We start from the raw sequence: 14,619 nt of genomic DNA, 5'->3' as shown, positions 1-14,619 counted from the left end.
GGTAAAATAGCATTAAGTGATTTTTTATCTTATAAAAAGGAATAATTCATATTCTTTTCCTTAAAGTCCTATTATTTCAAACAAAAAGGAGTTTTAAAGATGGTCAATAAAATGCCTACTCCATATGATGTTATTGGGGAAAAAACGCTTAGCAATCTTGTTGACGCATTTTATGAGCGTGTTGGCAAACACCCCGATTTAGCTCCTATCTTTCCAGATGATTTAACAGAAACTGCAAGAAAACAAAAGCAGTTTCTTACACAATATTTAGGAGGGCCGCAAATATACACAGAAGAACACGGCCATCCTATGCTTAGGGCCCGGCATTTGCCGTTTCCCATTACGGAAAAGCGTGCAAAAGCATGGCTGTCCTGTATGAGTGAAGCAATGGATGAAGTTGAGCTAGACGACTCCATTCGTGAAGGACTTTTTTCAAGACTTGCTTTGACAGCAAAACACATGATTAATTCGGAGGAAAACTAAAGATAAAGGTGATTAAACATGATTGAAAAAGATTTGTCTACATCCATCCCGAAAACAGCCGATGACAATTGCCCTGATAGCAAACCCCTTGAAATATACATGTTTGTCGATCCTTTATGTCCTGAATGTTGGGCTTTAGAGCCTATCATTAAAAAGCTTCAGATTGAATACGGCCAGTATTTTTCCTTAAAGCATGTTTTGAGCGGAAGATTAGCCACATTAAACATGAATAAAAAGAAGAAATACGAAAATATCGCTGAACTTTGGGAACAAACAGCGAGCAGAACAGGAATGTCATGCGACGGTTCGCTCTGGTTCGAAAATCCCATTGTCTCTCCATATTTGGCTTCAATCGCATTAAAAGCAGCTGAATTACAAGGCCGTAAATGCGGCATCCGTTTTTTAAGAAAACTGCAAGAAATGCTCTTTCTTGAAAAGCAAAATATTGCTACATTTGACGTGCTGAAAAATTGTGCGGCAAGCGTCGGCTTGGATGTTGTTGAGTTTATTTCCGATATTCACTCAACAAGTGCTGCGAAAGCTTTCCAATGCGATTTAAAAATTACTTCTGAAATGGAAGTTTCCGAAATCCCGACATTGGTTTTCTTTAACGAAAACATTGAGGAGGAAGGAATAAAGGTTACTGGCTATTATCCTTATGAGGTATATGTACAAATTATTGAGGAAATGCTTCAAATCGTCCCAGAAAAAGCAGATCCTCCCCCATTGGAATCTTTCTTAAAATGCTTTAACCTTGTTGCTTCTAAAGAGCTTTCCGTTGTTTATAACAAGTCTATCCAAGAGATGGAAAAGGAAATGAAAAAGCTGCAGCTTAAACAGTTAGTAGAGCAGATTCCTGCAAAGTATGGAATGTTTTGGAAATATATTGGATAAATAAATGATGACATAAAAAAAGGGCTTGCTGTCTCAAGGCAAGGCCTTTTTTTATTAATTAACAAAGGGGATGGGAGAAATTTTTCACGGTCAAACAAAGGGGTATAAGTTTGTTTGTGATTAATTTCACAACATAATAATATCATATTATCATTATCCTTATCAATAAGTTTGTATATTTGTTCACAAAATAGACAAACTTTCATAACTAATGATGTAGAAACATACATTATTGACAGGCTAGCATTGATCTTAATGAAAGGAGATGAGTTAACATGAAGGCAATTATCCCTGTATCCCTGCTGCTTTGCATCTTGTTTGCATTCTTTTTGAATATTCTCGGGCTTATGCATATAATCCCCCTTTATATAAGCTCACCGCTTTTGTTTATCGCGCTCTTTCTATTTTTGTCCTTTATGAACAATCGCAAGAAGTTTAAAGGATTTCATAAGTAAAAAGGCATGCGGCTAAATAGCCGCATGCCTTAAACATTAAGAAAGCAGACTTTCCATTTCGTTGAGCTTTTGTTCAAATACTTTGCAAGCCTCTCTGATTGGGTCCTTGCTTGTCATATCAACTCCAGCTTTTTTCAGCACTTCAATTGGATAGTCGGAGCTTCCCGCTTTCAAGAAATCAATATAGCGATCCACTGCCGGCTTGCCTTCTTCAAGAATTTGTTTGCTTAAAGCTGTTGCTGCACTGTAGCCTGTCGCGTATTGGTACACATAGTAATCATAATAGAAATGAGGAATTCTTGACCATTCTAAGCCGATTTCCTCATCAATAATGATATCTTCCTCGCCGTAATACTTTTTGTTTAGCGCATAGTACTCGGAAGTAAATAAATCAGCTGTCAATGCTTCGTTATTTTGCGCCTTTTCATGAATAAGGTGCTCAAACTCTGCGAACATAGTCTGACGGAATACAGTACCTCTGAAGCCTTCTAAATAATGGTTCAGCAAGTATAAGCGCTCTTGTTCATCTGTGATTGTTTTTAGCATATAATCGTTCAGCAATGCTTCATTGCATGTAGACGCAACCTCTGCGACAAAAATCGAATAATTTCCATACGGGTACGGCTGTGATTTTCTTGTATAATAGCTGTGAACAGAATGTCCGAATTCATGAGCCAAAGTAAACAGGTTATTCACATTATCCTGCCAGTTCATTAGGATATATGGATTGGTGCCGTATGTTCCTGATGAATAAGCTCCGCTTCTTTTCCCTTTGTTCTCGTGAACGTCAACCCATCGGTTTTCAAAGCCTTCTTTCAGAATGGATAAATACTCCTCTCCTAGCGGTGCAAGTCCTTTAAGGATATGTTCAGTAGCTTCTTGATAGCTGATCTCCATTTTCACATCCTTAACAAGCGGAGTATACAAGTCATACATATGAAGCTTCTCAAGACCAAGTACCTTTTTACGAAGCTTTACATAACGATGCAGCAATGGTAAATACTCATTGATTGTTTCCACAAGGTTTTCATATACCTGTTCAGGAATATTGTTAGCAGCAAGAGCTGCATGCCGTGCTGATTTATAATTTCGCACTCTTGCATTAAATGTATGGTTTTTTACTGTTCCGGATAATGTAGATGAAAACGTATTTTTGAATTTCCCATACGTATCATAAACCGCTTTAAACGCATCATGACGCACACGTTGATCTGCACTTTCCAAAAAGCGTGAATAGCGGCCATGTGTAACTTCCACATCTTCCCCATTCTCATCTTTAATGCTCGGGAATTCTATATCCGCATTATTAAGCATGCCGAATGTATTGCTAGATGCATCCAATACTTCAGATGCTTGGGCAAGAAGTGCTTCTTGATCTGCTGAAAGAACATGCGGACGCTGAAGGTTAATTTCCTCCAATGATTGTTCGTACAGGCGCAATTCTTCCTTCTCCTCAAGAAAACCCTTTATGATTGCTTCATCAATAGATAGAAGTTCTGGGACAATGTATGCGAGTTCACTCGCACTTTGTGCATATAAATTTTTTATCCGACTGTCCAGGCCTTGATAAAAGCCATTTGTTGTATCCTGATCATATCGCATATGTGCATATGTATATAATTTACCTAAACGGCTTAAAAGCGTATCCTGATATTGAAGCGCTTCGTACAAAACATCCGCACTTTCTGCAAGCTTTCCTTGATAGTCCCCTGCTTTTTTCGAGAGGGCCGTCACCTCTTCAAATTCTTTATTCCAGTCATCATCAGATGCGAAGATGTCTTCCAGTCTCCATGTGTCTTCCGTTGGAACTTCATTACGTAAAGGCAGTTTTTTTACAGTTGTTTCATTAGACATGTAAATCCTCCAATCTTTCCTTCGGATTTCGAAAAAATTTTCCTATCCGATATTTTCTATCTATTATAACTAAATTCCTGCTCATTTTTAAACTTTTGTGATTTACTAAGCTTATCATATGTAGCTTTGCTGTATTTCATTAATGATTTTTCCGTTTGGCTATTATTATTGTAAACTCCCTCCTTTTAACCTTAAATAAAAATCCTCCTCGTGTTTTGCCAGGGAGTCTGAGCTAAGGCAAGCTTCCTCACTGCTTGTAAAAAAATCTGGCCGAATCTCTTCTATCACCTTCATTTTCACAAGCACTGTTAAGTAATCATTAACTGTATTCCTCCAATTACTGTCTATAATATTGGGAAGATTGCGGACTGTGATGTCCCCCCTTTTTATTCTGCTTAGAAAAGCATCATAAACTTTATGAAGAGAAACAATTTTTCTAGCTGGCAGAAAACAGTCAATATACAAATATGCCTGCCAGATTAAAGGAGGAGTTAACAGTTTAATTCCTTCTTTCAAGGGAATGCCAATGAATGGCGGTATAACATGCGGATGCAAACCACTTTTGTAGAGATATCGCAAAAAGCGGTCATTCTCGTTTGAATGATAATGTATATGGTTATTCTTTTGTTTTTGAATGGCAGATTGCCAATCACTGTATGGAAAATTGCTGCTAAGATTTATTGTTTGTTCACGGAGGGTGACAGCAGCTAGTGGAAGCTTGTTAATAGAGGTAATAAATTTCTCTTTAGAAATGGGAATCGGGTTATCCATAATATAGAAGGATTTTTGGTATGGACAGTAAGCTGGGAGGATATATTTGCCCTTAAATGGAACAAGGAATGAGGATTGAAAAGCAGAAAATCGGGAGAAGCTCTTAGAACGTTTCACATTTTTATAACCTAATATCCAGATCGGCTGGTACTTTTCTTTTCGATATTGCTTTGTCCGTTTTTGCAAGCAGGACACTGGTATGGAAGAACATTGAAATTCTATGACATAATAAGAATTGTCCCACATGACACCAATATCTCCTCTTTGCTTAATGGACGGAAAATACGGCTCTAGTACTGGCTTTAATCCTAAATCCTTCAATCTATTATAAATCTGCAGCTTTCCTTGCAAATGATAAGATGATTCCTGCTCACTGCTTCCACTGCAGGATACATCCTTACGGTGAGCAAAATGAGGCAGCCTTTTCTCTCCGTTCTTTAATACAACCACACTTCGGCATGCTGGACAATAGAATATGCTGTTTCTTTTTTCTGCCTGAAGCTCCTTTTTCTCTTTAAAATCCAAGGCGCAAACGATGCTTCCGTCCTTATTTAACGCAGTAAACAATAGACTGCCACGCTCCTTTGAAAAATGAAATTTTACAATTAATCACAAAACAACTGAAGGCTCCTCCCTTATAAAAGGGGAGATAGAAGCCTTGATGTTGATTCGAGGATGCGGAAACCGACATGTCTTTTCCCGAATGAATCTATTTCAAGCTGCACAGCATCTTCCAAATCCTTCAAATAGATATCTGCCAGCTTTTTAGTGCTTTGGGTTTTGTATAAAAAGGCGCTTACTTCAAAGTTTAAGTGGAAGCTGCGCATATCCATATTGCATGTCCCTATGGAAGCTATTTCATTATCTACGATTAACAGCTTGCTGTGCATAAAGCCTTTTTCATACTCATAAATACGCACACCTGCCTCAAGCAGCTCAGGAAAATACGATCGGGATGCATGAAATACAATGCGCTTATCCGGCTTATTAGGAACAAGGATGCGTACATCAATGCCGCTCAATGAAGCAATCTTAATGGCAGAAAGGATGTCCTCATCAGGAATAAAATAAGGGCTTGCAATCCAGATTGATTTCGTTGCAGATGTCATCATCGAAAAAAAGATACTTTTGATGACACTCCATTCATTGTCAGGACCGCCGGCAATCAGCTGCACCCCGCCATGTGTGTTTTCTTCCGTAATCGGTGTTAGATAATCATTTGTCAAAAAGCTGCTATTCGTCATATAATACCAATCCTGCAAAAATATCAGCTGTAGCGACCGGACCGCTTCTCCTTTCACCAAAAGGTGCGTGTCCCTCCAAAAGCCAATCGACTGATTTTTCCCTAGGTATTCATCACCTATATTGAGTCCACCGACAAATCCGATATTTCCATCAATAACGATAATTTTCCTGTGATTGCGAAAGTTAAACTTGCTGTTAAGTACCGGAAATTTAACTGGACCAAATGCAACAATCTCAATTCCAGCTTGCCGCATTTCATTAATATAGCGCTTCGAAAGCTGCCATGATCCGACTGCATCGTAAAGGAATCTTATTTTCACCCCTTGGTTCGCTTTCTCGATTAGGACATCCTTAATTTGCTGGCCAATGTCGTCATGCCTCACGATATAGTATTCAAGGTGAATATGATGCTCTGCTTTTTTCAACTCAGCTAATATGGAGGAAAACGTTTCATCTCCATTTGTGAGGATAGTGGAAGAAGTGCCGAATGAAATGGGGCTGTTGCCGATTTTTTCTGCTAGCCGGAACAAATTTTGCTGATGAAGATCCATTTCCTTTTGCCTTTCTTCTGTTCCAGTGCCAATTTCTCTTTCAATTCGCAAAAATGCCTGTTTATCAAGAAAATACTTTTTACGATAAATTCTTTCTTTTCGATAATTACGTCCAAACAGGAGATAAAATATAAAGCCGACAACGGGAAAACTGCCAAGAACAACAAGCCATGTCAGTGTTTGTGTAGGATGCCTGTTTTCAAAGAAGATGACAAAGCCGATAAATATCACACAAAGACTTATGATTAAGCTAAGCTGTCCAATAATTCCGCCCTTAACGGTAATAAAAAAATTAAAAACATACACGAATATGCCTGCGGCTCCTAAAAATATTCCCAGCCTTGCTGTATGATTCATGTTAAACACCTGCCATCATTGCAATTATGTATACGCCCTATGTGAGAAAAAATTAAATGAAAAATAAAAAGCCTGTTCTCCTGTAAGGTGAAACTCACCATTACAATTTCTACTATATAGATAATCCATGACTATATATAGACTTTATAATGTGAATTTCTTGCCTTACCATTAAACAGGCTCTTTATTTATTTAATGAAAGTATTTTCTTAGCTCCATAAATACTTCGTCTTCTATGATTGCTTTGCCGTATTCTTCAACAACATGTATGGTTGTCTGCGTTTCTTGTCCATACTCAAGTAGGATGCTCAACGCATTGTCGACTTCTTCTTCATCCGTTTCTTCATCAAGAAACTGTACATACAAAAAGTATTCGTTCTTGTATGTGTAAAGTTTTGTATCGATTCCTTCCAGTCCATGAAGTTTGCTGAGGGAAATTAAGTCTTCAAATTCCTTAAAAGCAATAAGGAATTCAAGGTTTTCCCCAAAGTCATCGTCTCCATCCTTGACTGTGAAGTGCTGATCCATTAAATCTTCAAAGCGGTCATCCAATGGCAGATCCTTCAGCTTGTCTTCCGGAATGGAGATTTCGAATTTCTGACCGTCTTTTGACAGCTGTGCTCTTGTCACAAGTATTTCAAGTCCTTTATCCAATGCTTGAACTTGAATCCATAACGGCCCATCCAAAATAAAATCTTCCTCTTGATGAACTTCGTCCATCATCTCCCAAAAAAGCTCTTCGCTTCTTTCTCGGTTATACCATATTTCCTCCCGCTTAAAACCGCGTTCTTCTATATCAATATACGAAATATAAAACTTAACTGTATGATCATTAATACGTTCAATTTCCATTTTGCAACACTCCCTTCAAGCTATAATGGAAGGGACTAAACCCCCATACAGATATTCGTTTTATCCCATGTTTCATTTTTTAAAATAGAAGGTCAACTGCTATTGTACCTTGTACTTTATATTTTATGACAAAACCGCTTTAAATGGAATTAAAATATCCTGAAATCAGCAAAAACCAATGTATGCCTATATTCACGGTTATTTAAACGGTTTTTGCCTAAGTAAGGAGATTCTTTTTATAAGCGTATTCACTTCAAGCTATATTTAGTATTATTACCTCAGGAATTTAATTTCAAACCAAATTCCTTTTAAGGAGCTTGGACTTTTCCTACTATAGAAAAAAAGGTCTGACTATACTGTTCCACAATTATTGCAGAGCAGCTTTCTAGCCAGACCTATATATTATTATTTAATAATCAATTTAGTTCACTAGACGCTGTGCTTCACGCAATTGGAATGTTCTAACTTTCCTTGGTAGGAAGCGGCGTATTTCATCTTCATTATAACCAACCTGAAGCCTTTTTTCGTCCAGTATAATCGGACGGCGCAGTAATCCTGGGTTATCCTTAATTAACTCAAACAAGTTTTGTAAAGGCATTGTTTCAAGATTAACATTCAGCTTCTGGAATGTTTTGCTTCTTGTAGAGATAATCTCATCTGTACCGTCTTCAGTCATACGAAGAATCTCTTTGATTTCCTCAATGGATAACGGCTCTGAAAAGATGTTTCTTTCTTTATAAGCAATCTCATGTTCCTCTAACCATGCTTTTGCTTTTCTGCAGGATGTACAACTTGGTGAAGTGTATAATGTTACCATTTTACAAATTCACACTCCCTTTATTTAGACATGTATTTAGACCACTAGTTAATTCAAATAAATACTTGAGTATGTTATATTCTTAAATTGTAATTAATTTAATCAAGTAATTTATATTAATTATTATACACCAATTATAAGTAATTTGGTATAGTTTTTTTTAATATCATTTGTTTAGGTTTATTTAGAGTTGCTTTTTCTTTTAATATGCAGCCCATTTCAGTGTTTACGCCAATGATCACCCGCCCTTTTTCCTTATTTCCCAGTAAATTTTTGAGAATTTCAGGCTATTTAAATTGCTTACTATTATAGACGATTGAGATGTAAAAAGGTTTCATTTTTTTTAGGCGCATTTGTTTTTCTTTTATTTTTCCTGTTCTTAGTGTAAGTACCCGTTTGTCCCATTACATAAACCTCTTTTATCCATTCTCAATTAAGAATCAGTTATTGAAAATAAGATAGAAACATACATACGCTTTCCATCTGTTTTCAATTATAGTCAAATTTCGTCAAATATATCTCGCTTCTCTTTATCCTCATCAAATTGGACTGCTTGTTCAACCGGATCGTATGACTGTCCATAAAAATCACTGTCACGATACGTATGGATTTTTTCGTATGTTCTTACTAGTGCATCATACACCAGTTCTTCAGATTCATTAGTTGGTGACCAATACAGTATTTCCATTACATTAACTTCTTTTGTTGCTAAAGATCTTCTTCTGTAGCCAATTGTCTTGGCGTGCTGGAAGCCTTCTCTTTTGTAAAACTTCAAGCGTTTTTTTGTATCTGAATCTTTATAGTTAACTGGTTCTACTTCCAAAATAATCGGTTTGCCCTTTTCTTTAAGTTTTTCTAACAGTTTATGCCCTAAACCTTGTCCTCTCGACTCTCCAGAAACAAACAGATAATCAATGAAAATAAAATCCTCCACTTCCACATACATCAATACATGGTGTTTCCCTTCATCCTTATGATAAATTTCTGGAAAATCTGCTAATAAGGCTTCCATATGTTCTTGTGATTTCATCTCTTCTATCGGAAAATACTCATTTAATTTCTCATACCAATGCATATTGAAAAACTCCTATCTTTTCTTTGATTCCGCCGGTTTGTAATTCACATTGCTTGTATACTTACAGCCTGCGTTCCAGAGAAGGAACTCTTTCACTCCATTTGCGTATAAAGCGTCAATTTGAGCTTCGACTTGCTTTTTTCCGTAAGGCTGATAATTTCCCTTTCCTAAATAAACAGCAGTGAAGTCTTGAATCCATGGCCGGGAAATTGGTGGATTGCGCAAAGTTGTCAGCTTTTGCTTCTCTACTTTCATGTACGCGTCTACAAGGCGGTATGGTTCAAGGTCAGGCTTTTTTATTCCAAAATAAGGACCCCAATGACTTGGATAAATCATGCTTGAAATAACATCAACATTTTTGCTGATTTCTGTGAAGTTCTGACCAATGCCAGGAGCTTCTTCCAGTGTTGCCGCATAGCCGAATATATCCACAGAAACTTTTACATGATACGGCTTAAGCTTTTCCTTCGCATATTTAACAAAGTCAGATACTGCTTTTACCCTTCTTTGCCCTTCACTTATATTCAGTTTCCCATAATCACCTTTAGAATAACTTAAATTAGCGCCTTTTTTTTCAAAACCTTCAGGAAAACGGACATAATCGAACTGAACTTCTTGAAACCCTAGCTGTGCTGCCTCTATTGCTGCTGCTACATTATAGTCCCAAACATCCTTCACAAAAGGGTTAATAAAGGCTTCATTACGCTCATTTTTCCAAACCTTTTCGCCATTTCTGAATGTCCACTCTGGTTTTTGCTGTGCCAGATGACTGTCCTTGAAAACAACAATTCTTGCAATTGGATAGATGCCTGCTTTCTCCAATTTTTTTAGCATGGCGGGGATACTTTTCACTTTATTAGAACCTGCGTTTGCTAACGATGAAGCTTTTGTTGGCTTATAAACGAGCTTTCCGCTGTCCTCCTTAAAATCAATAACCATCGCGTTCAAATCTGTTTGATTCACAAACTGAATTAGCTGATTAAACCGATTGCTGTTTCCTGCCGCACTGCCGCTAACATAAATGCCTCTGACTGCGTCAGGATAAGGAAATGTCAGACTTGTTTTCTTCCTTTCAGAAACTTCTTCAGGAAAACCCTTTAGAAGCTTCTCCGTTTGTTGGTCTGATAACAAATCAGGCTTTTCAGCTCCTGTTGTGTTAGGTATTAACAATAAAGCACATAATGCAAAAGATAAGTAAAAAGTAATGTATTTCATACGACACCTCCACAATCTTTCTTTTATTATGTGCCTGTTTCTATTAATTCATGGTTAAATGTTCTTGCCATTCTCCATTAACTGAAAAAAAAGCAAAAAAAATAACGATCTCAAATCGAGAGATCGTTATGAATTAACTTTTGAATTGCAGTTTATATTGATTATACTCTGCCTCCGAACAATATACGAAATGTCCTGGTTTTACTTCGCGCATTTTAAGCTCTTCGCCCTCTTTATACTGATGTACAGCAGGATCATACGCTGTTCTTGTACGAGTGCGCTCTGTCTCAGGGTCTGGAAGCGGAATAGCAGACAGCAAGCTCTTTGTATATGGGTGGATAGGATTGTTGTACAGCTCATCAGCAGGAGCTAACTCTACCAGCTTCCCAAAATACATAACGCCAATACGGTCACTAATATATTTAACCATTGAAAGGTCATGGGCAATAAACAAGTATGTTAAGCCTTTTTCTTTTTGCAGCTTTTTCATCAAGTTTACAACCTGAGCTTGGATTGATACGTCAAGTGCAGAGATCGGCTCATCGGCAATGATGAAATCTGGATCTACAGCAAGTGCGCGGGCAATTCCGATACGCTGTCTTTGTCCGCCGGAAAACTCATGCGGATAGCGGTTGGCATGCTCTTTGTTTAACCCAACTGTATTCAGCAGCTCATATACCTTTTCCATGCGTTCTTTTTTGGTTTTCGCTAATCCATGGATATCAATGCCCTCTGCGATAATATCAGCTACCGTCATACGAGGGTTCAAGGATGCATATGGATCTTGGAAAATCATTTGCATTTTACGATTGAATTTCTTCAAATCTGCAGTTGATTTTTTTCCGTGAACATTTTCTCCATTAAATAGAACTTGTCCACTTGTTGCTTCATAAAGGCGAATAATTGATCGGCCTGTCGTACTTTTACCACAGCCGGATTCACCAACTAAACCTAATGTTTCTCCTCTGTAGATATCAAAGGATACACCATCTACGGCTTTTACCAAATTTGGTCTGCCGACATTGAAATGCTGCTTTAAGTCTTTTATTTCAAGTAATTTCTCAGCCATTTCACAAATCCCCCTTCACTAGTACAGGTTTATCAAAGTTAGTGGATAAAGGACGGATTTTCTCCTTCACAGATGCAGGCGGTTCAACAGCTGGAGCATCTGGATGCAGCAGCCAAGATTTCACGAAATGCGTTTCTGAAACCTGATACATTGGCGGCTCTTGCTCATAATCGATTGCAAGGGCATTCGGATTTCTCGGTGCAAACGCGTCACCTACAGGAGGGTTTGTCAAATCAGGTGGTGTTCCTGGAATGGCAGCAAGCTCCGTTTCTCCATCATTATCCAAGCTAGGCATAGACGCAAGCAATCCCCAAGTATATGGGTGTCTTGGATCATAGAATATTTCATCTACTGTGCCCATTTCAACGATTTCACCAGCATACATAACAGCAACACGATCTGCAACATTCGCAACAACACCGAGATCATGAGTGATAAAGATGATGCTTGTATCCATTTTGTTTTGCAATTCCTTCATTAAATCAAGGATTTGTGCCTGAATTGTAACATCCAATGCAGTTGTAGGCTCATCGGCAATAAGCAAGGATGGTCTTGCAGCAAGAGCGATAGCAATCATTGCACGCTGCCTCATACCGCCTGAAAATTCATGAGGGTATTGATTAACCCTTTTTTCTGGCATTGGAATTCCAACAAGCTTCAGCAATTCAATTGCTCTTTCTTTTGCCTTTTCCTTCGAAATATCCTGATGCTTAATAATTACTTCCATGATTTGTGTTCCGATTCTCATCGTTGGGTTCAATGATGTCATTGGATCTTGGAAGATCATGCTGATATCCTTACCGCGGATAGCTTGCATTTCTTTTTCTGTTTTTGGAACAATATCTTGACCCTTAAACAGGATTTGTCCGCCTTTAATTTGACCAGGTGGCATTGGAATCAGCTTCATCAATGTTTGGGATGTTACACTTTTTCCTGATCCTGATTCACCGACGATAGCCAATGTTTCTCCTTTATATAAATCAAAAGAAACACCGCGTACTGCTTGAACTTCTCCTCCATACGTATGGAATGAGACTTTTAAATCTTTTACTTCTAACAATTTTTCCATTTTGCTCACTCCTTACTTACGTAGTCTTGGATCTAGTGCATCACGTATGCCGTCGCCGATTACATTAAATGCAAAGATTGTTAAACAGATAAACAATGCTGGGAAGAATACACGCCATGGGTAGTAGCTCATCGCTGCGATACCATCATTAGCCATTGTTCCCCAACTTGCTAAAGGAGGTGTTAAACCTAATCCTAAATAGCTCAAGAATGCTTCTGTAAAGATAGCATTTGGGATAGTCAAAGTTAATGTTACAAGAATAGGTCCCATTGCATTTGGAATCAAGTGTTTGCCCATGATTCTTGTTAAGCCTGCACCTAAAGTTCTTGAAGCCAAAATATACTCTTGGTTTTTCAATGAAAGCACTTGTCCACGTGTAATACGTGCCATGTTAATCCAACCGGTAATACTCATTGCCAGGATCATTGTTCCTAATCCTTGACCTAAAACTACCATTAATAAGATAACTAGAAGCAAGTAAGGAATTCCGTAAAGTACGTCTGCAATCCTCATCATTACTTCATCGACACGGCCGCCTTTATACCCAGAGATTCCCCCCCAGATTACACCAATTACTAAGTCAATGATAGCAGCTGCAATCCCGATGAATAGAGAGATTTTCGCACCATACCAAATACGAGCGAACATATCACGTCCAAGATCATCTGTACCGAAGTAATGCTCTGCACTTGGAGGCTGGTTTGCTTTCATTAAGTCGTTTTCACGATAATCATATTGTGTAAGAAAAGGTCCCAAAAACGCCATAACAATTAAAATAATTAACAGCACAAGGCCGAACATAGCAAGCTTGTTCTTTCTGAAACGCATAAAAACGTCTTTCCAGAAGGACAGACTCGGTCTGGAAATCGTTTCTGCTTCAGCGCTGCTGTTACCGACAACTTTGAATTTATCTTTTGAAATTTGCTGCATGCTTATTCTCCTTTCTTCCCGCCAGCTAATTTAATGCGTGGATCGATTAGTCCATATAATATGTCGACAAGAAGAACAGATACTAATAGGATAATACTATAGAAAACTGTTACACCCATAATTACTGTATAATCACGGTTACCGATGCTCTTGACGAAATGTGATCCAAGACCTGGTATGCCGAATATTTTCTCAATGACAAAGCTTCCTGTTACAATCCCTGCAGATAGTGGTCCCATATAGGATACTACTGGAAGAATAGCGTTACGGATAGCGTGTTTTACTGTAATAGTAGTTTGGCTCAAGCCTTTTGCTTTTGCCGTTTTAATATAATCATTGCTCAACACTTCAAGCATAGATGATCTTGTAAGTCGGGCAATGAACGCCGTTGGCCCTGCTGCTAATGCGATGGCAGGCAAGACGCTTTGTGAGAATGTTCCCCATCTTGCAACCGGGAACCAGCCTAATTTCATCGCGAATACATATTGTAAAAATGCGGCCATAATAAAGGAAGGAACAGATATTCCGAGTACTGCTATAATCATTGCTGTATAATCCTGCCATTTGTTATGCTTCAATGCAGCAATAATACCAAGTAATACACCAACTGCTAATGCAATAAAGATTGCTTCCATTCCCAGAACTAAGGAAACAGGGAATCCTTCATTGATTAAGTCATTAACTGTTTGGCTCTTATATTTGAATGATGGGCCGAAATCCCATTGTACAATGCGAAGTAAATACTCCCCATATTGGACATACCAAGGGTCGTTTAGTCCATAATGTTCATTTAAGTTAGCTTCAATTGCCGGTGGCAGCTGTTTCTCTGATGTAAAAGGGTTACCTGGTGCCAACCTCATGAAGAAAAACGTTGCTGTTACAATAAGCAGTAAAGAAAGTAACATAAACAGCAGACGTCTTGTCAAGTACTTTATCATGATTTAAACCTCCAATATTTTCTAATCACCTCTAATTAGAAAGG

The 14,619-nt window shown here is 38.1% G+C and carries 14 protein-coding genes; 3 read left to right on the top strand and 11 right to left on the bottom strand.

From position 1 onward, the window contains the following. The first annotated feature begins 99 nt into the window (after positions 1-99). From ACLIJJ_RS06360 to ACLIJJ_RS06350, 3 genes are all read left to right on the top strand, one after another. Positions 100-483: a globin domain-containing protein gene (locus tag ACLIJJ_RS06360; RefSeq protein WP_233316732.1), complete on the top strand. Its 384-nt coding sequence runs from the start codon at positions 100-102 to the stop codon at positions 481-483. Positions 484-501: 18 nt separating this feature from the next. Next, on the top strand, positions 502-1,377 hold the full coding sequence (locus ACLIJJ_RS06355; protein WP_233316731.1) for a ClpXP adapter SpxH family protein: 876 nt from the start codon (positions 502-504) through the stop codon (positions 1,375-1,377). Positions 1,378-1,652: 275 nt separating this feature from the next. Next, entirely contained in the window at positions 1,653-1,832 is a 180-nt protein-coding gene (locus ACLIJJ_RS06350) for a hypothetical protein (protein WP_233316730.1), read from the top strand. Positions 1,833-1,868: 36 nt separating this feature from the next. Here the strand turns inward: ACLIJJ_RS06350 and pepF are convergent, their stop codons facing one another. The 11 genes from pepF to ACLIJJ_RS06295 form a co-directional block, all read right to left on the bottom strand. Next, a complete protein-coding gene (pepF, locus tag ACLIJJ_RS06345) occupies positions 1,869-3,686 on the bottom strand; it encodes an oligoendopeptidase F (RefSeq protein WP_237940956.1) in 1,818 nt (605 codons plus the stop codon). A gap of 165 nt (positions 3,687-3,851) precedes the next feature. Continuing rightward, on the bottom strand, positions 3,852-5,024 hold the full coding sequence (locus tag ACLIJJ_RS06340; protein ID WP_411410671.1) for a competence protein CoiA: 1,173 nt from the start codon (positions 5,022-5,024) through the stop codon (positions 3,852-3,854). 68 nt (positions 5,025-5,092) lie between these two features. Beyond that, positions 5,093-6,610 (bottom strand): cardiolipin synthase, encoded by a 1,518-nt coding sequence (gene cls, locus ACLIJJ_RS06335; protein WP_237940952.1) that lies wholly within the window; start codon positions 6,608-6,610, stop codon positions 5,093-5,095. 192 nt (positions 6,611-6,802) lie between these two features. Further along, positions 6,803-7,462 carry an adaptor protein MecA gene (gene mecA / locus ACLIJJ_RS06330; protein WP_233316726.1) on the bottom strand — a complete coding sequence of 220 codons (660 nt, stop codon included), beginning with the start codon at positions 7,460-7,462 and terminating at the stop codon, positions 6,803-6,805. Between the two features lie 421 nt (positions 7,463-7,883). Further along, positions 7,884-8,279 carry a transcriptional regulator SpxA gene (gene spxA / locus ACLIJJ_RS06325; protein ID WP_233316725.1) on the bottom strand — a complete coding sequence of 132 codons (396 nt, stop codon included), beginning with the start codon at positions 8,277-8,279 and terminating at the stop codon, positions 7,884-7,886. 499 nt (positions 8,280-8,778) lie between these two features. Beyond that, entirely contained in the window at positions 8,779-9,354 is a 576-nt protein-coding gene (locus ACLIJJ_RS06320; RefSeq protein ID WP_233316724.1) for a GNAT family N-acetyltransferase, read from the bottom strand. A gap of 12 nt (positions 9,355-9,366) precedes the next feature. Next, positions 9,367-10,569: a putative glycoside hydrolase gene (locus ACLIJJ_RS06315; protein ID WP_341075311.1), complete on the bottom strand. Its 1,203-nt coding sequence runs from the start codon at positions 10,567-10,569 to the stop codon at positions 9,367-9,369. Between the two features lie 133 nt (positions 10,570-10,702). After that, a complete protein-coding gene (locus tag ACLIJJ_RS06310; RefSeq protein ID WP_233316722.1) occupies positions 10,703-11,638 on the bottom strand; it encodes an ABC transporter ATP-binding protein in 936 nt (311 codons plus the stop codon). Position 11,639: 1 nt separating this feature from the next. Beyond that, on the bottom strand, positions 11,640-12,707 hold the full coding sequence (locus ACLIJJ_RS06305; RefSeq protein WP_245399841.1) for an ABC transporter ATP-binding protein: 1,068 nt from the start codon (positions 12,705-12,707) through the stop codon (positions 11,640-11,642). 12 nt (positions 12,708-12,719) lie between these two features. Continuing rightward, positions 12,720-13,637 carry an ABC transporter permease gene (locus tag ACLIJJ_RS06300; protein WP_233316720.1) on the bottom strand — a complete coding sequence of 306 codons (918 nt, stop codon included), beginning with the start codon at positions 13,635-13,637 and terminating at the stop codon, positions 12,720-12,722. 2 nt (positions 13,638-13,639) lie between these two features. Further along, positions 13,640-14,575: an ABC transporter permease gene (locus ACLIJJ_RS06295; protein ID WP_233316719.1), complete on the bottom strand. Its 936-nt coding sequence runs from the start codon at positions 14,573-14,575 to the stop codon at positions 13,640-13,642. Positions 14,576-14,619 lie beyond the last annotated feature (44 nt).

The sequence above is a fragment of the Niallia laureatilytica genome, assembly GCF_046613985.1.
Classification (GTDB): Bacteria; Bacillota; Bacilli; order Bacillales; family Cytobacillaceae; genus Niallia.
The sequence above is the reverse complement of the archived record's forward strand: the minus strand, read 5'-3'. Positions and strand labels throughout refer to the sequence as shown.

Coding starts and splice junctions, on each gene's coding strand:
- ACLIJJ_RS06360 (WP_233316732.1), top strand. CDS start 100: ATGGTCAATAAAATGCCTACTCCATATGATGTTATTGGGGAAAAAACG.
- ACLIJJ_RS06355 (WP_233316731.1), top strand. CDS start 502: ATGATTGAAAAAGATTTGTCTACATCCATCCCGAAAACAGCCGATGAC.
- ACLIJJ_RS06350 (WP_233316730.1), top strand. CDS start 1,653: ATGAAGGCAATTATCCCTGTATCCCTGCTGCTTTGCATCTTGTTTGCA.
- pepF (WP_237940956.1), bottom strand. CDS start 3,686: ATGTCTAATGAAACAACTGTAAAAAAACTGCCTTTACGTAATGAAGTT.
- cls (WP_237940952.1), bottom strand. CDS start 6,610: ATGAATCATACAGCAAGGCTGGGAATATTTTTAGGAGCCGCAGGCATA.
- mecA (WP_233316726.1), bottom strand. CDS start 7,462: ATGGAAATTGAACGTATTAATGATCATACAGTTAAGTTTTATATTTCG.
- spxA (WP_233316725.1), bottom strand. CDS start 8,279: ATGGTAACATTATACACTTCACCAAGTTGTACATCCTGCAGAAAAGCA.
- ACLIJJ_RS06320 (WP_233316724.1), bottom strand. CDS start 9,354: ATGCATTGGTATGAGAAATTAAATGAGTATTTTCCGATAGAAGAGATG.
- ACLIJJ_RS06315 (WP_341075311.1), bottom strand. CDS start 10,569: ATGAAATACATTACTTTTTACTTATCTTTTGCATTATGTGCTTTATTG.
- ACLIJJ_RS06310 (WP_233316722.1), bottom strand. CDS start 11,638: ATGGCTGAGAAATTACTTGAAATAAAAGACTTAAAGCAGCATTTCAAT.
- ACLIJJ_RS06305 (WP_245399841.1), bottom strand. CDS start 12,707: ATGGAAAAATTGTTAGAAGTAAAAGATTTAAAAGTCTCATTCCATACG.
- ACLIJJ_RS06300 (WP_233316720.1), bottom strand. CDS start 13,637: ATGCAGCAAATTTCAAAAGATAAATTCAAAGTTGTCGGTAACAGCAGC.
- ACLIJJ_RS06295 (WP_233316719.1), bottom strand. CDS start 14,575: ATGATAAAGTACTTGACAAGACGTCTGCTGTTTATGTTACTTTCTTTA.